This is a genomic window from Bradyrhizobium sp. WD16 (assembly GCF_024181725.1).
Classification (GTDB): Bacteria; Pseudomonadota; Alphaproteobacteria; order Rhizobiales; family Xanthobacteraceae; genus Bradyrhizobium_A.
The window spans coordinates 3,208,390-3,231,581 of the sequence record NZ_CP028908.1 but is presented as its reverse complement, the minus strand read 5'-3'; the positions used below and the strand labels follow the sequence as shown (position 1 = coordinate 3,231,581).

19 protein-coding genes are annotated in these 23,192 nt (G+C 66.1%); 10 read left to right on the top strand and 9 right to left on the bottom strand.

Features of this window, described 5'->3' with window-relative positions; all coding sequences use genetic code 11:
- Positions 1 to 374 precede the first annotated feature (374 nt).
- Together DB459_RS14935 and DB459_RS14930 are read left to right on the top strand one after the other, a co-directional pair.
- On the top strand, positions 375 to 1,106 hold the full coding sequence (locus tag DB459_RS14935) for a carbonic anhydrase (RefSeq protein WP_253706049.1): 732 nt from the start codon (positions 375 to 377) through the stop codon (positions 1,104 to 1,106).
- A 161-nt stretch (positions 1,107 to 1,267) separates the two neighbouring features.
- A complete protein-coding gene (locus DB459_RS14930; protein ID WP_253706048.1) occupies positions 1,268 to 2,431 on the top strand; it encodes an AAA family ATPase in 1,164 nt (387 codons plus the stop codon).
- Between the two features lie 95 nt (positions 2,432 to 2,526).
- Here the strand turns inward: DB459_RS14930 and DB459_RS14925 are convergent, their stop codons facing one another.
- On the bottom strand, positions 2,527 to 4,797 hold the full coding sequence (locus DB459_RS14925; protein ID WP_253706047.1) for a fused MFS/spermidine synthase: 2,271 nt from the start codon (positions 4,795 to 4,797) through the stop codon (positions 2,527 to 2,529).
- A gap of 205 nt (positions 4,798 to 5,002) precedes the next feature.
- On the opposite strand from DB459_RS14925, the gene DB459_RS14920 reads away from it, so the two are divergent.
- A complete protein-coding gene (locus tag DB459_RS14920) occupies positions 5,003 to 6,604 on the top strand; it encodes an NAD(P)/FAD-dependent oxidoreductase (protein ID WP_253706046.1) in 1,602 nt (533 codons plus the stop codon).
- Between the two features lie 172 nt (positions 6,605 to 6,776).
- Complete coding sequence (locus tag DB459_RS14915) at positions 6,777 to 7,676, top strand: 50S ribosomal protein L11 methyltransferase (protein WP_253706045.1); 900 nt, start codon at positions 6,777 to 6,779, stop codon at positions 7,674 to 7,676.
- 11 nt (positions 7,677 to 7,687) lie between these two features.
- Here DB459_RS14915 and DB459_RS14910 read toward each other — a convergent pair whose 3' ends face one another.
- Positions 7,688 to 7,879, bottom strand: coding sequence for a hypothetical protein (locus tag DB459_RS14910; RefSeq protein ID WP_253706044.1), 192 nt, complete (start codon positions 7,877 to 7,879; stop codon positions 7,688 to 7,690).
- A 352-nt stretch (positions 7,880 to 8,231) separates the two neighbouring features.
- On the opposite strand from DB459_RS14910, the gene DB459_RS14905 reads away from it, so the two are divergent.
- Together DB459_RS14905 and DB459_RS14900 are read left to right on the top strand one after the other, a co-directional pair.
- On the top strand, positions 8,232 to 10,061 hold the full coding sequence (locus DB459_RS14905; RefSeq protein WP_253706043.1) for an aminopeptidase P family protein: 1,830 nt from the start codon (positions 8,232 to 8,234) through the stop codon (positions 10,059 to 10,061).
- 110 nt (positions 10,062 to 10,171) lie between these two features.
- Positions 10,172 to 11,392: a multidrug effflux MFS transporter gene (locus DB459_RS14900; RefSeq protein WP_253713575.1), complete on the top strand. Its 1,221-nt coding sequence runs from the start codon at positions 10,172 to 10,174 to the stop codon at positions 11,390 to 11,392.
- On the opposite strand, the gene DB459_RS14895 is transcribed toward DB459_RS14900, so the two are convergent.
- Both DB459_RS14895 and DB459_RS14890 read right to left on the bottom strand, forming a co-directional pair.
- Entirely contained in the window at positions 11,389 to 12,777 is a 1,389-nt protein-coding gene (locus DB459_RS14895) for a sensor histidine kinase (RefSeq protein WP_253706042.1), read from the bottom strand. The genes DB459_RS14900 and DB459_RS14895 overlap by 4 nt on opposite strands.
- The gene (locus DB459_RS14890) at positions 12,764 to 13,429 is read right to left on the bottom strand and encodes a response regulator transcription factor (protein ID WP_253706041.1); all 666 of its coding nucleotides are present in this window, start codon (positions 13,427 to 13,429) and stop codon (positions 12,764 to 12,766) included. The genes DB459_RS14895 and DB459_RS14890 overlap by 14 nt, the downstream gene beginning before the upstream one ends.
- Positions 13,430 to 13,610: 181 nt before the next feature.
- On the opposite strand from DB459_RS14890, the gene DB459_RS14885 reads away from it, so the two are divergent.
- From DB459_RS14885 to DB459_RS14870, 4 genes are all read left to right on the top strand, one after another.
- Entirely contained in the window at positions 13,611 to 14,384 is a 774-nt protein-coding gene (locus DB459_RS14885; protein WP_253706040.1) for an ABC transporter ATP-binding protein, read from the top strand.
- Entirely contained in the window at positions 14,381 to 15,262 is an 882-nt protein-coding gene (locus DB459_RS14880) for an ABC transporter permease (RefSeq protein ID WP_253706039.1), read from the top strand. The genes DB459_RS14885 and DB459_RS14880 overlap by 4 nt, the downstream gene beginning before the upstream one ends.
- A gap of 47 nt (positions 15,263 to 15,309) precedes the next feature.
- Positions 15,310 to 16,335: an ABC transporter substrate-binding protein gene (locus DB459_RS14875; protein ID WP_371926747.1), complete on the top strand. Its 1,026-nt coding sequence runs from the start codon at positions 15,310 to 15,312 to the stop codon at positions 16,333 to 16,335.
- A gap of 428 nt (positions 16,336 to 16,763) precedes the next feature.
- Positions 16,764 to 17,885, top strand: a complete 1,122-nt coding sequence (locus DB459_RS14870) for a DUF2778 domain-containing protein (protein ID WP_253706038.1) — start codon at positions 16,764 to 16,766, stop codon at positions 17,883 to 17,885.
- Between the two features lie 98 nt (positions 17,886 to 17,983).
- Here DB459_RS14870 and DB459_RS14865 read toward each other — a convergent pair whose 3' ends face one another.
- The 5 genes from DB459_RS14865 to DB459_RS14840 form a co-directional block, all read right to left on the bottom strand.
- Positions 17,984 to 19,177, bottom strand: a complete 1,194-nt coding sequence (locus DB459_RS14865) for an acyl-CoA dehydrogenase family protein (RefSeq protein ID WP_253706037.1) — start codon at positions 19,175 to 19,177, stop codon at positions 17,984 to 17,986.
- A 44-nt stretch (positions 19,178 to 19,221) separates the two neighbouring features.
- Positions 19,222 to 19,686, bottom strand: coding sequence for an ATP-binding cassette domain-containing protein (locus tag DB459_RS27370; protein WP_256519171.1), 465 nt, complete (start codon positions 19,684 to 19,686; stop codon positions 19,222 to 19,224).
- A gap of 31 nt (positions 19,687 to 19,717) precedes the next feature.
- Positions 19,718 to 20,818 carry a dimethylsulfone monooxygenase SfnG gene (gene sfnG / locus DB459_RS14850; protein ID WP_253706036.1) on the bottom strand — a complete coding sequence of 367 codons (1,101 nt, stop codon included), beginning with the start codon at positions 20,816 to 20,818 and terminating at the stop codon, positions 19,718 to 19,720.
- Positions 20,819 to 21,502: 684 nt separating this feature from the next.
- Positions 21,503 to 21,655, bottom strand: a complete 153-nt coding sequence (locus DB459_RS14845) for a hypothetical protein (protein ID WP_253706035.1) — start codon at positions 21,653 to 21,655, stop codon at positions 21,503 to 21,505.
- A 13-nt stretch (positions 21,656 to 21,668) separates the two neighbouring features.
- The gene (locus DB459_RS14840; protein WP_253706034.1) at positions 21,669 to 23,141 is read right to left on the bottom strand and encodes a putative sulfate exporter family transporter; all 1,473 of its coding nucleotides are present in this window, start codon (positions 23,139 to 23,141) and stop codon (positions 21,669 to 21,671) included.
- Between the last annotated feature and the right edge of the window lie 51 nt (positions 23,142 to 23,192).

The following is a 23,192-nucleotide window of genomic DNA, read 5'->3' as shown; positions in this document are numbered from 1 at the left end:
GTTGGAAACCAAGGGACACTAGTGTCCTGTCTCCGAATTACCGCTACGTTTGCCTCGCACTCGCACGGTCATTCGGAGACATAGGGACACTAGCAAAATCAAAGTGCTAGTGTGGCTTATGTCTCGCAATTGCCTACAGGGGCTTGCCGTAAAGGGCATAGGCAATTGCGAGACGCCACACTAGTGTCCTGTCTCCGAATTACCGCTTCATTTGCCTCACCCTCGCACGGTCATTCGAAGACGGGACACTAGCCGCGACAATGAAGTCGATTTATGAACCACCGCACCAGTCGCAAGCAGTCTGAAACCTGACGCTTGTATGCTGGCGCCGCTCGCATTGCCGAGCATTCGCTTTTCGAAAGGGCCTTTTTCACATGTGCATCTCCTGCCGCACGGCGGCGCTTCCTCGACGTCATTTCCTCGCCCTCGCGACCATGGCGGCCGCAGCGGGCGGGTTGGGTCTCGCGCTCAGCGCGCCTGCCGAAGCGGCGGCCGGCCACAAGACCGAACTCACCGCCGACCAGGCACTGGAGAAGCTCAAACAGGGCAACGCCCGCTTCGTCGCCAATGCCGAGGTCTGCGCCGCCGATCTGGGCGGCCAGCGCGCCCATGTCGCCGGCGACCAGGCCCCCTGGGCCACGATCGTCTCCTGCGCCGACAGCCGCCTGCCGCCCGAACTCCTGTTCGGCGGCCTCGGCCTCGGCGAACTGTTCGTCGCCCGCAATGCCGGCAATCTCGTCGACACCGCCGTGCTCGGGACCGTGGAATACGGTGCTGCCATGCTCGGCGCGCCGCTGCTCGTCATCATGGGCCATCAGCGCTGCGGTGCCGTTTCGGCGGCCTGCGAGGTGGTAACCAGGAATCTGAGCCTGCCGGGCGCGATCGGGACGATGATCGAGCCGATCCTGCCGGCGGCGCTGGCGGTCAAGGATGCCCCCGGTGACTTCGTCACCAATACGGTCCGCGAAAGTGCACGCCGCACTGCGGCCCACCTGACCGAGCGCAGCGCGATCCTCGCCGGCCTCGCGAAAGAGGGCAGGCTGAAGATCATCAGCGCCTATTACGATCTCGACAGCGGCAAGGTGGATTTCGCCGACGCAGCCTGAGCGGCTCGCTCCTCCCGTTGCAGGCCCGCCCGACTGCCGTCCGGCGGGCCTTCTGCGTCGGCGCGCCGCGACATCGCGGCTCACCCATGACGGAAGACGGCCCCTCATCTCTGATTGTACAATGACATGATCATTCGCCGCTGTCGGATAAGGGACTGCGCATGCTGCAGACTTTGGCGATCTCGAACTATCGCTCCATCCGCGATCTGGTCATCGGGCTCGCGCCGCTCAATGTGGTGACCGGGCCGAACGGCAGCGGCAAGTCGAGCCTCTACCGCGCGCTGCGCCTGCTCGCCGATACCGCGAGGGGCCGCCTGGTCGAGTCGCTGGCCCGCGAAGGCGGCCTGCAATCGACCTTCTGGGCCGGCCCCGAAAAAACCGGAGCGACGGTGCGCAGCGGCCGCCATGCCGTCGAAGGCACGCTTCGAAGGGACTCCCATCATCTGCGCCTCGGCTTCGGCGCCGATGATTTCGGCTACACCATTGATCTCGGCTACCCGATGCCCGATGCAACTTCCGCCTTCATGCTCGATCCGGAAATCAAGCGTGAGGTCATCTGGTCCGGGCCGTTCTGCCGCCGCGCCAGCATGCTGATCGACCGTCGCGGACCTTCGCTGCGCGTGGTCAATAGCGACGGCAACTGGGAAATCATCCCGGGCGCTCTCGCCGGCTTCGAAAGCATGATGACGGCCTTCGCCGATCCGCGGAGCGCGCCGGAAATGATCCGCCTGCGGGACAAGATCCTGTCGTGGCGGTTCTACGATCATTTTCGTACCGATGCCGAAGCCCCCTGCCGGCGACGTCAGGTCGGCACCCACACGCCCGTTCTCAGTCACGAGGGCGCCGATCTCGGAGCAGCGCTGCAGACCATCCGCGAAATCGGCAACAGCCGGGAATTGGACGCGGCGATCGAGGACGCATTTCCCGGCACACGCGTCGAAATCGAATACGAGGACGGCTGGTTCGAGACCACCATGCGCCAGCACGGTCTGCTGCGTCCGCTCAAAGCCGCCGAGCTCTCCGACGGCACCCTGCGCTATCTGCTGCTCACGGCCGCGCTGCTGACGCCGCGCCCGCCCGAGTTGATGGTGCTCAACGAGCCCGAGACCAGCCTCCACCCGGATCTCGTGCCAGCGCTCGGACGCCTGATCGCCGCCGCGGCCCAGCGCAGCCAGGTCATCGTGGTGTCGCACAACGCAGTGCTGGTGGAAGCGCTGACCGAGGCCAGTGCCCGGCTGGCCGCACTGGAGAAGGATTTCGGCGAGACCCGGGTGGTGGGCCTCAAGCGCATCGAGCTGCCGCCGTGGCACTGGCCGGAGCGTTAGAGCGTTTTCGAGCGAAGTGGGCACCGGTTCTCGCGTAGAAGACGCGCCCAAACGGAGAGCTGGAGCTTTCGCTCCGATGGAATCGGAGCGAATGGCTACTCGCTGCCACGCAACCGCCGCCAGACCGCGCCGAGCACGTTGGAGTAGTCGTCGGTCCAGACCCGCTGGTTGTCGTCGGGCTCGGTCAGCGTCCAGACGCTGCTCGCGGCCAGCGTGCCGACGTCGGCCTCGTCGCGCGCCGACACCACCACGTTGGTCGGGAAGATATACTCGTCGTCGCGACCGGAATCCTCGTCGTAAACCCAGCTCTTGAGATCATTCTCCTCGGCGATCCCGACCACGACGCTGGCAAGCTCGAGGTGGCGGTTGGAGACATGCATCACCACTGCGCCTTGAGGCGCCAGCTTGGCCTTGTAGATCGCCATCGCTTCCTCGGTGGCGAGGTGGATCGGTATTGCGTCCGAAGAGTAGGCATCGACGACGATCAGGTCGTAGATGCCGTCCGGCTCCCTGGCGAAGGTCAGGCGGGCGTCACCGATCACCGGCTGCAGGTTGGGCATGCAGGAGCTGATATAGGAGAACTTCTTCGGATCCCGCGCGGTGTCGACCATGGTCTGGTCGATCTCGAAGAACTTCCAGGTCTCGCCGGGCAGCGCCGCGCAGGCGAGCGTGCCGGCACCGAGCCCGATCACGGCGACGCGCAACGGCGCGCCCTTGCGGGCGCGCACCGCCTCGATGGCCTGACCGATACCGCCGTCCTTGTGATAGTAGGAGATCGGCTCCGGCCGTCCTGTGACCGGCGTGCCGTCGGCGTTGAGAATCTTCTGCGCGCCGTGGATGGTCGTGCCGTGCATCAGCACATGGTACTGGCCGTCCGGCGTTTCGACGATCTTGTGCACGCCGAAGAAGCTGCGCACGGTTTCGACCCGGCCTTCGTCAGCGGGATAGATGCGGATCGCCACCAGCGCGAGGGCGACCAGCGCGGCAACCTTGAACGGCTTCGCCTTGAAGCCAACGCCGAACAGCACCGCGGTGGCGGCGACCGCGGCCGCGAGCCAAGCCCGGTGATCCTCGAGGAAGCTGGCGATCGATCCGCCGCGCCAGGCCGGCACGACCAGTGCCACGGCAGCCGCGCCGATCAACGCCCACAGCGCGACGCGCAGGGCCGGCCAGCGCTCGCGATCGAATGGCCGGCACAGCGCTGCGAGCGCCAGCAGGATCGGATATTCGGCGACCCAGGAAAATGCATAAGGCGCGATCAGCCCGGCGAACAGGCCGCCGATCATGCCGCCCAGGGACAGCGCCACATAAAAGCCGGTGAGAGCTCTCGCCGGCGGCCGGGTGCGCGCGAGTTCGCCGTGACAGGCCATGGCGATGATGAAGAAACAGAGCTGATGGCCGCCGAGGGTGAGCAGGAGGTTCTGCTCGCCGCCCACCGCGAGCAACACCACGTCGCCGGCGATCGCCACCGGCTGGAGCATCAGCATCCACCGGTGCGGCAGCAGCGGTCGCGCCTGGAACACCAGCACCCAGGTCAACAGGTAGAGCGATAGCGGCAGGACCCACAGCAGCGGCGCGGCGGCGATGTCGGTCGAGATATGGGCCGTAACCGCGATCAGAAGCCCCGATGGCACCGCGGCGAGAAATATCCAGCGCAGACGCGTCGCCCAGTCCGGCGCCGGCAAGCCCGCATCGGTCTCGGCGAGCGTGGCGACCGGCACGGGCGGCGAGCGCCACAGCAGGAACCCGCAGGCGGCGATCAGCACGACCAGGGCGACATAGCCGCCGGTCCAGATCAAATTCTGGCTGCGCAGGGTGAACAGCGGCTCGAGCAGCACCGGATACGACAGCAGCGCGAGGAAGCTGCCGATATTCGAGGACGCATAGAGGAAATACGGGTCGGAGCCCGCGGGATGACCGGTGCGGAAGAACCAGGCCTGCAGTAGCGGATTGTTGGCGGCGAGCGCGAAGAACGGCAGGCCGATCGACACCGTGAACAGCGCCAGCAGCCACAGCGCGTAGCCGCCGGTCGGCGCCGTCCAGCCGCTGGCGACCGATAGCGGCAGCGAAGCGAGCGCCACCAGCAGCAGGACGAGATGAATCACCACCGGCAGCTTGCGGCTCTTCAGCTGCATCAAGCCATGGGCGTAGGCATAGCCGGCGAGCAGCAGCGTCTGGAAGAACACCATGGCCACCGACCACACTGCCGGCGAGCCCCCGAGCCGAGGCAGCACCATCTTGGCGAACATCGGCTGAACCGAGAACAGAAGCAGCGCACTGAGGAAGATCGCGGCGGTGTAGACGGTGAGGATGATCGCACGACCGCGGATCGCGGCAGGCGCCTCGGACAGGTCGGTCGAAGTCATGCACGCTCCGGCGATGAATCCGGCCTGCGACCGGACGTGCCGGGCGTTGCGCCGGCGCGGGATTGGACCATAGCCGCCGCAAGGCGGCAACTACCCGGCGGCGCCGCCCCCATGATGTGATCCGCAACCGCATGGGCGCGTGCTTCCAAAGCCGCGCCGAACCTGCTCTAACCCGCGGGATACGAGGCAACGAGACCCGCCGCGCATGCCCGATTACGACATCATCATCATCGGCGCGGGCCACAACGGCCTGACCTGTGCCGCCTATCTGGCCCGGGCCGGACTGCGCGTGAAGGTGGTGGAGCGGCGCAAGGTGGTCGGTGGCGCCGCCGTCACCGAGGAATTCCACCCCGGGTTCCGCAATTCGGTGGCGTCCTACACTGTCAGCCTGCTCAATCCGAAGATCATCGCCGATCTGCGTCTCGCCGATCACGGGCTGCGCATCGTCGAGCGGCGGGCCCAGAATTTCCTGCCCGCTCCCGACGGCCGCTATCTGCTCACTGGCGAAGGGCGCACCAGGAGCTCGATCGCCCGGCTCAGTGCCGCCGACGCACAGGCCTTTGACGGATTCACCGCCGAACTGGAAACCATCGCCGATGTGCTGCGCGCCTTCGTGCTGCGCGCCCCGCCCAATATCGTCGAGGGCTTCAGCGCCTGGGCGTTGCGCGAAGGCTTCAATGCGCTCGCCACCGCGCGGCTGCTCGGCCAGCTCACCCTGCCGCACAAGCGCCTGCTGCTCGATCTCTTCACCCGCTCCGCCGGCGAGCTGCTCGACGAGCGCTTCGAAAGCGATCTCGTCAAGGCGCTGTTCGGCTTCGATGCCATCGTCGGCAATTACGCCAGCCCCTACGCCGCCGGCTCCGCCTATGTGATGCTGCACCATGCCTTCGGCGAGGTGAACGGCAAGAAAGGCATCTGGGGCCACGCCATCGGCGGCATGGGGGCGATCACCGCGGCCATGGCGGCAGCGGCGAGGAGTCATGGCGCCGAGATCGAGACCGGCGCCGGCGTCAGGGAAGTGATCGTGGAAAAGGGCCGCGCCGCCGGCGTCGTGCTCGAGGACGGCCGCAGCCTGCGCGGGCGCGCTATCGTCTCCAACGTCAATCCGACGCTGCTCTACACCCGCCTCGTGCCCGCCGAGGCGCAACCGGCGGATTTTCACACCCGCATTCGTCACTGGCGCAACGGCTCCGGCACCTTCCGCATGAACGTGGCGCTGTCAGCGCTGCCCTCGTTCACCGCCCTGCCCGGCGACGGCGACCATCTCACCGCCGGCATCATTCTGGCGCCGAGCCTTGCCTATATGGATGACGCCTGGCAGGACGCGCGACGCCTGGGCTGGAGCCGCGCGCCGGTGGTCGAGATGCTGATCCCCTCCACCCTCGACGACACCCTGGCGCGACAAGGCGCCCATGTCGCCAGCCTGTTCTGTCAGCATGTCGCGCCGCAATTGCCGGAGGGCCAATCCTGGGACGCGCATCGCGACGAGGTCGCCGACCTGATGATCGCGACCGTCGACCGCTATGCGCCGGGCTTCGCCGCCAGCGTGCTCGCGCGGCAGGTGCTGACGCCGCTCGATCTCGAGCGCGAATTCGGCCTCATCGGCGGCGACATCTTCCACGGCGCCCTGACGCTGAACCAGTTGTTTTCGGCAAGGCCGATGCTGGGCCATGCCGATTACCGCGGCCCGCTGCCGGGCCTGTATCACTGCGGCGCCGGCGCCCATCCCGGCGGCGGGGTCACCGGCGCGCCGGGCCACAACGCCGCGCGCATCATCCTGCAGGATCGGCGCAGGCTTGGGGCGTGAGTCGAGGCCGACCTTCCTCCTTGGCGCCCCACGCTGTTGACAAGCAAGTGGATTGACGGTGGATAGGGCTGCGGACAAAGCGTTGCTGACGCTGTGCATAACCGGTTGAGTACAGGGCCCGTGCCCTGTGGACGACCGGTGGATAACTTCTCCCAACCACTTCGGTAGATTAATGAATTCGACCCCGACCGCCGCCGCTGCGCGCGCCAGCTTCACCTTGGCTGACGAGGCCAGCGCCAATCGCGCCGCCAGCCTGCTGGCCGAGAGCTTCGACAATAACGAAGCCGCCATCGCCGCCTTCGAACGGCCGGACGGCGCCTGGGACGTGACGGTCTATTTCGCCACGCAGCCTGATTCCGAGGCCGTGCGCGGCCTGGTGGCGCTGGCCTGCGGCGAGGCGGCGGCGAGCCAGGTGACGTTCGACACGGTGGCGGCCACCGACTGGGTGAAAGCAAGCCTCGAAGGGCTGGCGCCCGTCGATGCCGGCCGCTTCATGGTGCATGGCGCCCATGACCGCGGCCGCGTGCCGCTCAACCGCATCGGCATCGAGATCGAGGCGGCGCTCGCCTTCGGCACCGGCCACCACGGCACGACCCGCGGCTGTCTCGTCCTGCTCGACAGCCTGCTGCGCCGGCGCCAGCCGCGCCGCATCCTCGACCTCGGCACCGGCACCGGCGTGCTCGCCATCGCAGCGGTGCGCGCGCTGCACCGGCCGGTGCTGGCCAGCGACATCGACGCCCGGTCAGTGCAGGTGGCCGCCGAAAATGCCCGGCTCAACCGGGCGGCGCCGCTGGTGAGCGCCGTGCACGCGCCAGGCTTCGCTTCGCCGGCATTCCGCGGCCGGGCGCGGGCGCCATTCGATCTGGTGATGGCAAATATCCTGGCCAATCCGCTCAAGCGGCTGGCCGTACCGATGGCACAGCATCTGGCGCCCTCTGCCGATGTCATCCTGTCGGGACTGCTGCCGCATCAGGCCAACAGCGTCATCAGCGCCTACCGCATGGCCGGCATGATCCTGGTGCGCCGCCTGCAACTCGACGGCTGGACCAGCCTGTTGCTGCGCATGCCCTGAGGCGGCGTCGTTCAGCTGTGGCGCGCCGACCGCTTGGCGCGAGACGGCATCGACGCGGTCTCATCGTGGCCGTTGCGGCGCAGACGGGCCGCAGCGAGTCGATCGAGCATCTGGTGAATGAAGCCGCGGGGCTTGACCGGCGCGACGGGAACAGTTTCGCGGTGGATGGGCGGCGATAACTTCTCGAAGGAAAAGGCAGGCATCGTTGTCCCCTCTTCATTGAGGCCGAACAGCCCCTTGAGGTTCCCGTGGTCGCACCGCCCCAATTCGTCTCGTTTTGATCGCAACTGGCCGCTGCGACCGACGAAATCCGGACAACTCACCCCGAGTAACCTCCCGAGGCACGCGCGGGTGCCGCGGCCCTATGCTGGACCTGCAGAACCCTTCGGACCCGTCATTTGTCATCACACTGCCACAAGCAGTGAGCGATTGCAGCAAAAAGATCCAGAACAGCGAAGACAAACGTCATTGGGGTCATTGTCGCCGACCGGTTGATGGAATGATCATGCGGAAAACCGATATTCACAGTCAGGCATGATGTTCTAAGGTTCGCCCATGTTCGAAGCCCTGTTTCAGACCTTTGAAGACCCCGAAGGCGGCGTCGCCCTGACGGCTCGCCTGGCCGCATTCCGCGAGGAGCTGCGACGGCGGAACCTGACCGGGTTCGTGGTGCCGCGCGCCGACCAGCAGCAGAACGAGTATGTCCCGCCGTCCGACGAGCGCCTCGCCTGGCTCACCGGTTTCACCGGCTCGGCCGGCATGGCCGTGGTGCTGCGCGACCGTGCCGCCCTGTTCGTCGATGGCCGTTATACGCTCCAAGCCGGCAAGCAGGTCGATCCCGCCGCCTGGGCGATCACCCCGCTGGTCGATCCGCCGCCAGAGCGCTGGCTCGAGATTCATCTGACCATGGGCGACCGGCTCGGCTTCGATCCCTGGCTGCATACCACTGCTGCGGTGGAGCGCCTGTCGGCCGCCTGCGCCAAGGCCGGTGCCGAACTGGTGGCCGTCGACGCCAATCCTGTCGATGCCGTCTGGACCGAGCGCCCGGCGCCGCCGGTCGGGCCGGTGTCGTCGCATGGCCCGGAATTCTCCGGCGAGAGCGAAGCCGCCAAGCTTGCCCGCATCCGTAGCGAGCTGGAGCGCCTGAAGCTCGACGCCGTCGTGCTGTCGGATTCCCATGCGGTCGCCTGGACCTTCAACATCCGCGGCTCCGACGTCGCCCACACGCCGCTGCCGCTGTCCTATGCCATCGTGCCGAAGGACGGTCGGCCCTGTCTTTTCATCGACGGCCGCAAGCTGTCCAACAGCATCCGCGACCAGCTCGAATATTACGCCGAGGTCGACGGCCCCGAAGCGCTCACCGCGCGCCTCGCCGATTTCGCCGCCAGCGGCGCGGCGATCGGGCTCGACAGCGCCACCGCCGCCGATGCCCTGAGCCGCATCGTCACCGAGGCCGGCGGCAAGCCGGTGCGCGGCAACGATCCGGTGGCACGGCTCAAGGCCGTCAAGAACGACACCGAAATCGCCGGCGCGCGCGCCGCCCACCAGCGTGACGGCGTCGCCCTCGCGCGCTTTCTCGCCTTCATCGACCGTGAGGCGCCGAGCGGCGCGCTCACCGAGATCGATGCGGTCGAGGCGCTGGAGACCTTCCGCCGCGAGACCGGTGCGCTGCGCGACGTCTCCTTTCCGACGATCGCCGGCGCCGGGCCGAACGGCGCCATCGTGCATTACCGCGTCAGCCGCAAGAGCAATCGCCGCATCCGGCCCGGTGACCTCCTGCTGATCGACTCCGGCGGCCAATACCAGGACGGCACCACCGACGTCACCCGCACGATTGCGATCGGCACGCCGACGGCCGAGATGCGGGATCGTTTTACGCGGGTGCTGCGCGGCCACATCGCCATTGCCCGCGCTGTCTTTCCCGAGGGCACCAGCGGCGCCCAGATCGACACGCTGGCGCGGCAGTTTCTCTGGCAGGCGGGGATCGACTTCGAGCACGGCACCGGTCATGGGGTCGGCAGCTATCTCTCGGTCCATGAGGGACCGGCACGCATCTCCAAGCTCGGCACCACGCCGCTCAAGCGCGGCATGATCCTGTCCAACGAGCCCGGCTACTACAAGGCCGGCGACTACGGCATCCGCATCGAGAATCTCGAGCTGGTGACGGCTGCCGAGATCGCCGGAGCCGAGAAGCCGATGAATGGCTTCGAAACGCTGACGCTGGCGCCGATCGACCGCCGGTTGATCGACCCCGCCGCCATGACGGACGACGAGATCCGCTGGCTCGACGCATACCACGTCCGCGTTTGCGACACGTTGCGCGGGACGCTCGATGATGCAACTCGTTCCTGGTTGGAAGCCGCGACGGCACCGCTGCGCGCCTGAGCTGCGCGCGCCCGACGGGTTATCCAGGGAGGAGTTCGTCGGGCGTGGTGGAGACGACCGGTCCTTACGCACGAGACCGCGACGCGACGGCCACGGGCCGCGCCACCGCGATGACGCTGGTGCTGCTGGTGGCGATGAACGGCATCGCGCCGATCTCGCTCTACATGCTGGTGCCGATGCTGCCGCAGCTCGCGACGCGGTTCGGCGAGGACATCTCGATCGCCCAGCTCACGGTCTCGCTCTACATGGTGGGCATGGCCGGCTCCCAGCTGGTGATGGGACCGCTGTCCGACCGGTTCGGCCGACGTCCGGTGCTGATCTGCTGTTTCGCCCTGGTGGTCGCCGCCAATATTGCCTGCATCTTCGCCGCGACGTTGCCGCAGCTGATCGCCGCGCGGGTGGCACAGGCCACCGGCGGCGCCGCCGGCATGGTGATCAGCCGCGCCATCATCCGCGACCTCTATCCCCGCCACCGGGTCGGCGGCATGATCAGCCTCGTCATCGCCGTGATGATGATCGCCCAGATGCTCAGCCCGCTCACCGGCGGCATGATCGACACGCTGTTCGGCTGGCGCGCGATCTTCTATGCCCTCGCCGTCTTCACCGCCTTCACCACCCTCGCCATTCTGGTCGCGCTGCCGGAGACCCGGCCGAGCCGGCTAGCCGGGCGCAAGGGCGGCTTCATCAACGACGTCCGCGCGCTCGGCACCAGTCCCGCCTTCATCGGCTACGTGCTGTGCCAGATGCTTGCATCAGCGATCATCTTCGCCTTCGCCGGCGGCGGCCCCTATCTCGTCATCAACCACATGGGCCGGTCCGCCAGCGAATATGGCGCATGGTTCGCATCGGCCGGCTTCGCCTACATGATCGGCAACCTGGTGTCGGTGCGGTTGTCGCCGCGCCACGGCCTCGATCGCATGATCTGGCTGGGTCTTTCCATCCAGATCGCCGGCGCGGTGCTCAATACCATCTGGGGCGTCACCGGACTGAACCAGGCCCCCGCCTGGCTGTTCGGCACGCACATGATCATCACGTTCGGCAATGCCTTTGTCATGTCGAATGCCTCGGCGGGGGCGATCAGCGTCCGGCCGCAGGCCTCGGGCACGGCTTCGGGGGCCATGGGCTTCCTGCAGATGGGATTCGGCGCGCTGTGCTCGCAGGGCGGCGCGCTGCTCGGCGGCCGCTTCACCACGCCGCTGCCGCTCAATCTCGCCATCCTCGCCCTCTCGATGGCCTGCGCCACGGCGATCATGCTGCTGGTGCCGCGTCGCCGGGCCACGGTCAGCGCCGCGACGCTGGCGGAAGCGGAAGAAGAGACCGGCGTGATCTAACCGCTCGTGTGCCCGGCCGGCCTGACACTCGGAAATCGAATCACCACGGCGAAGCGCCCGTCGACGCGGTGCTGAAAGCCGATCGTGCCGCCATGCGCCCTGACCACGTCGGCAGCGATGGCCAGACCGAGCCCGGAGCCGCCTCGCGGCCCGGTGCCGAACGGCTCCAGCATGCGCGGCCAGTCCTCCGCCGCGATCCCCGAACCATCATCGATCACCTGCACCACGGCTTCGTCGGCAATGGTCTGGAGCTCGACGGCAAGCGAGGAGTTCGCGCCGTGGGTGATGGCGTTGTGGACGAGATTGCCGATGGCTTCGCGCAGGCTCATGGCATCGCCGGCGATCGGCACCTGATCCGCCGCGGCGCGGAACGCGATGCTGACCTCGCGCTCGATCGTGAGGGGCACGGTGTCTGCGAGCGCGCTCCGCGCCAGCGCCACGAGGTCCACCGTCCCGGGAAGGCCGGCATTGGCGCGGTGCGTCACCATGGCGTGGCCGAGCAGCTGATTGGTGAGCCGAGCCAGCTCGCCGCTGCGCTGGCGGATGCGCGTAATCCGCTCGCCGTCGCGCGCCGCCTCGCCCGTGAGCAGTTCGACCTGGGCATCGAGCGCGGCGAGCGGCGTCCGGATCTGATGGGCGCAGTCGGCGATGAAGCGCTGCATCATCGACATCCGCTGCCGCAGCCGCGCCATCAACTGATTGACCGCATTGACGAGGGCATGGATCTCGACCGGGCTTTCGAGATCCAGCGCGTCGAGATTGTTCGGATCGCGCGCCGCAATGGCACGCTCGACGCGGGCAAGCGGCGCCAGCGCGAGGCGGATGGCCAGCGCGCCGGCCAGCAGCGCCAGCGCGCTGATCGCCAGCACGATCATCACCGCCTTGATCGCGAGCTCACGGGCGAAGGCGTCGCGCGCCGAAACGGTCTGGGCCAGCGTGACGGTGGCCCAACCGTCTCCCGGCGCTTCGGCGAAGTGGCGGCCAAGCGTCGCGAGGCGAATGTCTTGGCCCTGGTAATACCCGTTCGACAACACCGGGCCGCGGTTCGGATTCGCCGGCTTGGCCGCGTCCGGCAGGTCCGGATGGCCGGCGACCACGACGCCGCGCGGATCGACCACCTTGTAGAACACCAGATCGAAGGAGGACAGCGAGGCGAAGGTCGCCGCCGGCGGATCGACCGCGATGACGCCGCCCTGAACGAACAGGTTCTCCGCCACCTGGACCACGCCGAGGGTGAGGATCCGGTCATAGGCTTCGCCGGCGGCGAGACGCGCGTAATAGACCGCGGCGGCGATCAGCACGGCCGCGCCCAGCACCACCGCGGCGGCGATCAGCGCCAGGCTGCGGGTGGTGAGCGAACCCCGCCAGCCGTTACATAACGACAACTTGGTACCCCAGACCGCGCATGGTCCTGATCTCGGTCCCGGAGCCTTCGAGCTTGCGGCGCACCCGCGCCACGCACTGCTCGACCGCGTTGGCGCTGGCGTCGCGATCGAAGCTGAACAACTGGTCCATCAGTTGCTCCTTCGAGAAGACGTGCCCGGGCCTGGCGGCGAGGATCTCGATCACGGTCAACTCTCGCCGCGTCATCGGCAGCGGCTTGCCGTCGATGCTGGCGATCCGGGCGCTGCGATCGATCACCAGCCGGCCACAGACCAGCGTGTTGGTGGCGCTGCCGCTGCTGCGCCGGAGCAAAGCGCGCGCCCTCGCCTCCAGCTCGCGATAATCGAACGGCTTGACGAGATAATCGTCGGCGCCGAGGTCGAGCGCGCTGACCCGGTCATCCACCGCGGCGCGCGCCGTGAGCACCAGCACCGGCGTCGCGCAGCGCCGCCCGCGAAGCGACCTGAGTACGGAAAAACCGTCGCGCCCCGGCAGCATCACGTCGAGAATGACGAGACTGTAGTGCTGCACGGTGAGCAGATCGTCGGCGCACTCGCCGTCCTTGGCCCAGTCGACCGCGTGGCCGAGACGCTCGAAGCGCGCCACGATCGCCTCGCCGATGTCCAGCGTGTCCTCGACGAGCAGAATTCGCATGACTGATCGCTATCATCTCCTCCAGCGCCGTCGCGGCGCGTCCTCCCGGGACGGGCAATGACGGCGCGACGCCCCGGTCCTGTGCCACGGTCCTCTGCAAGAGGGCAAAAGAGTCAGTTTCGCGTCAGGTCCGCGCGCTACAGCTCCGTTTCGGAACGACAAAAACGTATCGGGAGGGGATATGGCCGGTCAAGGCTCCGCGCCGCTGCTCGCCGTCGACGGCGTCACGCTGCAATACCGCACCGTCGATCACCGCATCACGGCAACCTATCGCGTCAGCTTCGACGTCCATGGCTCCGATCGCTTCGTGCTGCTCGGGCCGTCCGGCTGCGGCAAGTCCACCCTGCTGAAGGCGATCGGCGGCTATATCGCGCCGTCCGAAGGCGCAATCCGGCTCAAGGGCAGCGAGGTTCGCGAACCCGGGCCCGACCGCATGATGGTGTTCCAGGAATTCGACCAGCTGCTGCCGTGGAAGACCATCGCCGACAACGTCGCCTTCGCGCTCACTGCGAGCGGCCGCGCCTCGGGCCACGAAGCGGCCGAGCGCGCCCGCCACTACATCGCGATGGTCGGGCTGGCGAAGTTCGCCGACAATTATCCGCACACCCTGTCCGGGGGCATGAAGCAGCGCGTCGCCATCGCCCGCGGCATGGCGATGGAGCCCGACATCCTCCTGATGGACGAGCCCTTCGCCGCGCTCGACGCCCTGACCCGCCGCAAGATGCAGGACGAGTTGCTGGCGCTGTGGGAGACGACGAAATTCACCGTGCTGTTCGTCACCCATTCGATCGAGGAAGCGATCCGCATCGGCACCCGCATCCTGCTGCTCTCGCCGCATCCGGGGCGCGTCAAGGCCGAGCTCAACAGCATCCCGGTGAGCCAGCTCGGCACCGCGGCCCAGGGCCAGCTCGAAACCCGCATCAACGACATGCTGTTTGGAGGCGCACACCAATGACCACCGCCACCGCCTCGTTACTGGCGCTGTCCCGGCCGGAGATCGTGGTCGAGACCCCGCCCGCCGACATCCCCTATGTCGAAGCCGTTGCCACGCCGCTGCAGCGGCTCTATCGCATCGGCGGGCTGCGCAAGGCCCTGATCCTGGTGGCGCTGGCGCTGATCTGGGAAGCTTATGGCCGATGGCTGGGCAACGCCCTGCTGTTTCCCACCTTCACGGCGACGCTGGAGGCGTTCTGGGACAACATCGCCAACGGCGTGCTGCCGCTGCGGGTCATGCTCTCGCTGCAGACCCTCCTGGTCGGTTACGGCGTCGGGCTGCTGCTCGCCGGCCTGCTGACGACGCTGGCCATCAGTTCGCGGATCGGCACCGACCTTCTGGAAACGCTGACGTCGATGTTCAACCCGCTGCCGGCGATCGCGCTGTTGCCGCTGGCGCTGATCTGGTTCGGCCTCGGCCAGGGCAGCGTGATCTTCGTGCTGGTGCATTCGGTGCTGTGGGCGGTCGCCCTCAACACCCATTCCGGCTTCCGCTCGGTCTCCAACACGCTGCGCATGGTGGGGCTGAACTATGGTCTTCGCGGCCTGCGGCTGGTGACCAAGATCCTGATCCCCGCGGCCTTCCCCAGCATCCTGACCGGCCTCAAGATCGGCTGGGCCTTCGCCTGGCGGACGCTGATCGCCGCGGAACTGGTGTTCGGCGTCTCGTCCGGATCGGGAGGCCTCGGCTGGTTCATCTTCGAGAACCGCAATGCGCTGGAGACCGCCAATGTCTTCGCCGGGCTGTTCACCGTGATCATGATCGGCCTCGTCGTCGAGCACGTGGTGTTCGCGGCGATCGAGCGCCGCACCGTGCACCGTTGGGGCATGCAGGCCTGACAGAACGCGGCCGAGGCGATAATCGATTCACAACAGGGAGGACGACCATGAATGCAATCGGCTTGAACCGTTGGTCCGGATTGATCGCAGGCGTGGCTCTGGCATTGACCGTGGCGATGCCGGCGGCCCGCGCCGAGGTCAAGGAGATCAGCATCTCCAAGGGATACGGCATTCTCTATCTGCCGCTGATCGTCATGGAGGACCAGAAGTTCCTGGAGAAGGAAGCGCAGAAGGCCGGCCTCGGCGACGTCAAGGTCAAGTGGGTGCTGCTCGACGGCGGCAATGTCATCAACGACGCGATGATGGCCGGCACGCTGAATTTCGCCGGCACCGGCGCGCCCGGCTTCATCACCCTGTGGTCCAAGGCGCGCGGCATTCCCAACGTCGAAGTGGTCGGCATCAGCGCGCTCAGCGCCACGTCGCTCTATCTCAACACCAATAATCCGAACATCAAGAGTCTCGCCGACTTCAAGAGCACCGACAAGATCGCACTGCCCGGCATCAAGACCTCGCTGTCGGCGGTCGTGCTGCAGATGCTGGCGGCCAAGCAGTTCGGCCTCGAGAATTTCGCCAAGCTAGACCCGATCACCGTGAGCCTGCCCCATCCGGAAGCGCTGGCGGCGCTGACCTCGGGCAAGACGGAAGTGACCGCGCATTTCACCTCGCCGCCCTTCTCCTACCTCGAGCTCGCCGACCCGCACATCCATCGCGTCGTCAACTCCGTGGAGGTCATCGGCAATCTCACCATGGACGTGGTCTACGCGCCCAGGAAGTTCGTCGACGCCAACCCCAAGATGGCGGAAGCAATGGTGGCCGCCCTCGACGCCGCCGACGAGTTCATCCGCACCCGCAAGGCGGATGCGGCGGAGATCTTCTCCCGGACGTCGAAGACCAAGGTCTCGAAGGAGGAAATCCTCAAGATCCTCGACGATCCCGATACGCAGTTCGCCACGACACCGAGCAAGATCATGAATTTCGTGGAATTCATGCATCGCGCCGGCACCATCAAGGTCGCCCCGGCCAAATGGTCCGACATGTTCATTTCCCAGCTCGCCGGCCGCAGCGGCAGCTGAGTCGGCTTGAGATGTCAGGACGATAGGATTATGGTATCATGATCCTTCCGGGCCGATCAGCCCGCCAGGGGGGCGACGGCGGCCGATTCCGGACTTCCACCTGGAGCCGGCGTTTTTAACCATCTATCCCGTTTTCTCCGGCCTCCCCAGCGCCGGACCGGCGGGCCGATGGCCGAACGCCTTGAAAGTGCCGTAAAGCCACGTCGTTCTCAACAATTATGGTGGTTGAGCCGATACTTAATCGGCATTTAACCAAAACTAGGCCTTAATGCCGCTATGTCGTCTTGCCAAATAGGCGGCGGCACAAAGTTCAGACGGTCCGCAGGGGGGAGCCTGCGGATGGGGTCCGGTAGCGATCCTTGAGTCCGATACCGGATTGTAACTGTGGAATTGGGTGGGAAGTGACGGGAAAGCGTGTCGGGGCCGGGGTGTATTGTCGCCCCGCGAAGGTCGCTCGCAAACGCAAGCCGACCTCCGGTTATCGCAGCATTGTCCGCTCCTGCGTCCCAGCGCTCGGGGTAGCGCTGGGCGCGGGGCTTCTCTATGGCCACTTCGCTACGCCTCAGACCGACGTCCCGGTCGTCTCCGCTTCGCTGTCTCCGCCATCGCTGTCAGCCGCCGCGCTTTCGACGCCCGCACCGGCGTCGCAATGGGTCGGCGAGAACCGCGTCGCCGCCACCTTCGACCGCCTGCTCGACACCACGGCCTCGGTCGGACCGCGGCCCGTATCCTTCTCCGAGCGTTTCGCCGCTGCGGACTTCATGCCCGCCGAACCGCGCGCCAGCTTCGACGAACGCTTCCCCACCGTCTGGGCCAAAGCCGCCCCGGCGCCGATGGATGAAAAGGCACTTGCGGCCCAGATCGCCGCCCCGGCGCCGAAGCCCTCGATCGTGCTCGCCTCCCTCGAGACCTCCGTTGACACCTCCATACCGATGCCACGCGCCCGCCCGGCCGAGGCCCGCAACGAGCGGGCGAGCGGCCCGAGCCAGCCGGAGGTCGCCCGGGAAAACGATTCCGTGGCGCTGGCCAATGCGCCGGCCGAGCAGCCCTCGTTCTTCCAGAAGCTGTTCGGCGCGCCGAAACCGGTCGGCCCGGTTCTCGCTTATGCGCCGTCGGACGGCGGCATCCCCGGGCTGACCTCGAAGAATGCGGCTGCCGCCGCCGGTGTCGACCGTTACACCGCCGTCTATGACATCAGCGCCAAGACCGTCTACTTGCCCGACGGCACGCGCCTCGAGGCCCATTCCGGTCTCGGCAACCGCCTCGACGATCCTCGCTATGTCGGCGAGCGGATGCGCGGTGCCACCCCGCCTCACATCTACGACCTGTCGATGCGGGAATCCCTGTTCCACGGCGTCCAGGCCATCCGCCTCAAGCCGGTCGGCGGCGAAGGCAATGTCTACGGCCGCACCGGGCTTCTGGCGCATACCTACATGCTCGGCCCGAACGGCGATTCCAACGGCTGCGTATCGTTCCGCAACTACGATCAGTTCCTGCGCGCCTTCCGCAGCGGCGAGATCAAGCGCCTGCTGGTGGTCGCCAAGCTGTAGCGTGCGCGAGGCCTGCCCGCGCACCGCATCATCTCACGCTCTCGCCTGCTGAGCGGTGATCGGCGGCTCACGCCGCCGCCCATAACCGCTGCTCGACCTCACTCACCGCCCTCGTAGAACAGCTCAAGCGGTTGACCGACCAGCGACTTGCCGACCCAGTCGCGCGCAATCACGTTCGACGGCCCCATTGCGATAGCCGCACGGGCATCGCGATAGGACCGCTCGATCGGACCGCGCCGATAGCCATAGCCGCCCGTAACAGTGAGAGCCGCGCCCGCGACCTTGTTGGCAACCTCAGCCGCGTGGACCTTGAATTCAGTGAGCGGAATCAAGATCTCACTCTGCGGCTTGCCAGCGCGCCACAGTTCGTCGAGCCGCTGCGCCAGTTCGATGCGCCAAGGCCGCAGACTCTCCACGAGGACCTTGGCCGCACCAAGCTCCTGGCGGATCGCCTGGTAGTCGGCCAGGCTCTTGTTCTTATCCTTGTGGACGAAGCTGGTGACATGGGCGATCGCCGCATTGAGCGCGCCACGCGCCACCCCTTCCCACACCGCACCAAGGCCGATCAGGTAGACCGGCGAAACGCCGTCGTAGATGATCTCCTTGCCCTGCCCCTCCGCTCCGAGCCTGTCGCGCCGCGGCACCTTGACGCCCTTGTAGCGAATCGCCCCCGAATGATTGGCGCGCACCCCGAGCGCGTCCCAAGCACCGACTTCGATCCCCGGCGCCTTGCCATCCACAATAAAGAAAATGATGTCGGCCTGGTCCTTCGCACCTGGCGAGCGTGTCTGAACCAGATAGAAATCCGCCTTGCCGGAGCTGGTCGTAAACGATTTCTCCGCATCGACGATGTAGTCGTCACCATCCCTCGCCGCCTCGGAGAAATTGTACCACCAGTGGCCGCCAGAGGCTCGTTCGCTGGTCGAATAGGTGCCGAGCAACCCGCCGTTTTTCGCCTTCAGCCAACGCTCCTTCTGATCATCATTACCGAACAGATTGATGGTCTGGGCGGCACCGACATGCATGACATAAACCAGGCCGGTCGAGGCATCCGCCTGGCCGATCCGATGTGCCGCCTCCGCGAAATCGACGTGACCGAGGCCGAGCCCACCGAAACGCGGTTCGTTCAGCACGCCCGTCCACCCGGCGGCGGCCAGCGCGTCGAGATTGTCTTTCGGGAAGAGCCCCTTCAGGTCGTTGCCGTCGGCATTGACCTTAACGGCTGTTTCAATGATGCCGTCGAGCTGCGCATAATGATCGGGCTCGACGCGGGCAAGGGTCGATAGACTCATAGCGATGGTCTCCTGGTCGTTGGCATGAAGATGTAATGAAGGTGTCAGACTGTGACGGCGAGAGCCGCGGCAACCGGTGCCGGCGCGGTGGCGGCGCGGCCGCCAAGATAAAGTGCCTCGACATCGGATCGCCGGCGCAGCTCCTGCGCGTCGCCCGAAAGCTTGGTGTGTCCGTTTTCCAGCACGAACGCGCGATCGGCAAAACGTAGCGCGACTGTGGAATTCTGTTCCGCGACGAGCAGCGTCAATCCGCCTTCGGCGACGTTCAGCAGCGAGCTCTTGCCGGCGCCGTTGGGGCCGATGACGGCCCGGATCTCCCCCGCTGACACAGCCAGATCGATGTCGCGCAGCGCCGCGATGCCGCCGAAACTGAGAGAGATGCCGGTCAACGCCAGGATCGCGGTTCCGGAACGTCCGCCCGGCGCCTCGCGCGTGAAGGCAGCCGGCGCAGCCACTGCCCCGCCTACCGCTGCGTCGCGCCGCAATGTCAGTGCCGCACCGCTCGTCATTACCGTTCCAGACTGCGCTTGATCGGCCTGTCTATTCGGCGGCCTGGACCCGGCCGCGGCGCTTTTCTTCCAGCTCGCGCACCAGCGGAATGACGTGCTTGCCGAAAAACTCGACCTCTTCCTGGAAGTGCAGGAAGCCGAGCAGAATGAGATCGACCCCGACCTCCTTCAGCGCCAAAATGCGCTCGGCGATCTGACCTGGGGTACCGATCAGGTTGGTCTTGAAGCCATCGTTGTACTGAACCAAATCCTGGAAGGTCGATTTCGCCCAGTTACCCTGCCCCTCGGGCGACGCTTTGCCGGCATTCTTGACCTCGTGGCCGAATGCATTGACGGCTTCCGGATCGGCCCTGTCGATGATCTCGGCGAGTACGGCCCTGGCCTCGGCCTCGGTTGGGCGAGCGATCGCGAAAGCGTTGACACCGATCTTGACCTTGTGTCCGGTCGCGGCAGCCTTGGTCTGGATGTCATCCACCTGCTTTGCGATCTCCTCGACGGAGTTGCCATTGGTGAAATACCAATCGGAGACCCTGGCTGCCATGTCGCGAGCGGCGCGCGAGCTGCCGCCCTGGAAGATTTCCGGAAACGGCTCCAGCGGCTTCGGCTTCAGCGAGTAATTGGTGAAGCGGTAGAAATCACCGCGGAAATTGAACTGATCCTCGGTCCAGATGCCGCGTAGCGCCCGGATGAACTCCTCGGACCGGCGATAGCGCTCATCATGATCGAGCCATGGCTCGCCGATCGCGGCGAACTCCCCACGAAACCAGCCGCTCACGATGTTAACTGCGATGCGCCCCTCGGTGAGATGGTTGATGGTTGCAATCTGCTTGGCGGCAAGCGCCGGCGTCCATGGTCCCGGCAGCAGCGCGGCAATCACCTTCAGTCGCTTGGTCGCGGCCAGCAACGCATGGCTGAACGAGACCGACTCGTGCTGATACTCAGCGCCGTAGCCGGCGGTGAACCGGATCTGGCTCAGCGCATAGTCAAACCCATTCTCCTCTGCAATCTGCGCAAGCCGACGATTGTAACCGATGTCCCAGCCGGTCCGCTGCTCAATCTTGCTGATGACAAGCCCGCCGGACACATTCGGCACCCAATAGGCGAACTTCAAGTCTTCCCGCAGTTCCACCATTATACTATCTCCGATTGTGATTTTGATCGGTTGCGGCCCTGACTTTTCATCACCGGACACACGATCGTGGACATTCCCTGCCGACCGCCGGCGAGATCAATGTCCCGACCGCGGCCTACATCGATCTGACCGCGCTACAGCCGATTCCGTCCGCGAAATTCGCGAACAGACTACGCTTCACCACCCTCCGAGACGCATCGACATCAATGATCGGGTGAAAGTGTTGCAGATCGCCCGCAATCCTACGAGTGGCAAACAATCTGTTTTTCGCGTCGCGAGGAGAATCCGCTTACGAATTTTGTGGGCCAGCGCGACGTGCATTTTACTGCCGTGAGATTGACGCCATTCGGAGCATGGATCCGACTACCGATCTCGTTGCGCCTGCAGCCGCCGACGATGACGGGATGACGCCGAGCGTTGAACGACGACGATCCGCGCTGCGTCGGCGAGCGGATGCGCTAGTGTGGCGCCTCGCAATTGCCTATGCCCTTTGCGGCAAGCCCCTGTAGGCAATTGCGAGACATAAGCCGCACTAGCTTTTTGATTTTGCTAGTGTCCTGATGTCTCCGAATGACCGTGCGAGGGTGAGGCAAACGAAGCGGTAATTCGGAGACAGGACACTAGTTCAAATCGGAAAGCCGCCGGACGCGGTTGCGCCCGGCGGCTTTTTTTGGGGCGTGTCGGTCAGAAGGTCGCCGGCAGATAGCGGCTGACGATCGCCAGAATCACCAGCAGCACGATGCCGGTGCCGAGACTGATGCCGATCAGCTTCTTCTCGACCGGAAGCAGCGGCTCCGGCACGTTGCCTTGAATGTCGTTGAGCGTCGGTTCGGACATTTCCGCCTCCTTGTCAGCTTGCCAGCGGCGGCTTGACACCGCTGAAGAACAGCCAGGAAATCAACAGCCCGACCCAGATCACGAAGCCGAACAGGCTGATGACATAGACCGCCGCCAGCTTGGCAAAGCCCTGCTGCCACAGCTTGCGGAAGTCAGACAGCACGCCGATCGAGAAGAAGGTCAGGATGAAGAAGATCACCCGGAAGACATTGGCCTCGCCGGCGGCCGCCGGCAGCGCCTTGGCGATCGTCGGCGTGGTGCCGAGCGCGAGCCACAGCGACAGCGCGAAAACCACCACGAAACCGAGAATGAATTTCGGGAAGCGCTGCCAGATCTCCGAGGCCTTTGCCTTGTCCGGCCCCTTGTCGATGTGGTTGGTCCAGATGTAGCCAAGGACGAAGGCCCAGATGCCGATGAAGATGTCGATGAAGACCTTCACGGTGGCCGTGGTCGCGAGAATCCAGCCGCTCTGGTAATGGACGCCCTCGGCCGCCGCCTTGGCATTGATCAGCGCCTCGGTGATGCCGCCGCCGGCCACCGCCGCGCCGTCGGTCTTGACGGCGAGACCGATCCAGGCCCCCGCCACCAGCGGCTCCTGCCAGAGGAAGGTCTGGGCCAGGAACGGCAGGATCAGGACCTCGACCACCGCGAATACCACGACCAGCGACGACACCAGCACCGGCACCGCGGGCCGGGCGCGGATCGCGCCGCCGGTGGCGATCGCCGCCGCCACGCCGCAGATCGAGATGCCCGAGGCGAGCGGCACCGACCATTCGCGGCTGAAGCCGAACCACTTGCGCGCAACGAAATAGACCACCGCCCAGTAGATCAGATAGGCCTCGATGATCGCAGCGACGCCGCGCAGCAGGATCGACGAGGCGAGATTCAATCGGCCCGCGGCAGTGACCGCAACCGTCGCGCCGAGAATGACGATGGCGATCTTGATGTAGAGTTCCGGCCGGATCGCCTCCTTGAGCCACTCGGCGAAGCGCGGAAAGAAATTGGCGATGACGATGCCCGCCAGCAGCGCGACGATGAAGCCGCCTTCATTGGTCAGCTTGAGCGACCAGGCGATTCCGAACTTCTGCTGCTCGGCAGGCGTTACCGCAGCAAGATAGGCGTAGCTGCCGGCAATCCAGCTCGCATAGGCGATGGCGAAGACCACGGTGAAGCTCACCGCGAAGCGCCGCACATTGCCGCCCAGCGCCGCGACGCCGAGGCTCAGCACCACGACCAGCGACAGCCAGGTGGCGAGCAGCGCGCCACCGCCGCCGAGCGCCGCATAGGCCTTGGAAACCGGGTTCAGCGCCTGGGTGAGGCTGGTGTAGACCGAGGTGGTCACCGCCCAGCCGAGCAGATCGATTCCACTGACGTTGAACAGCGCCAGCGCAAACACCAGAAGACCGATGGCGACCGCCAGCCAGTCCTCCGTCACGCTCGTTTTCGACAGCGGCGCCTCGGCCGCCTTGACCGCAATCTCCGACATGATCCCCTTAGCCCCCTGTCTGCATGCGCAGCACGCCTGCGCTGCGAACCC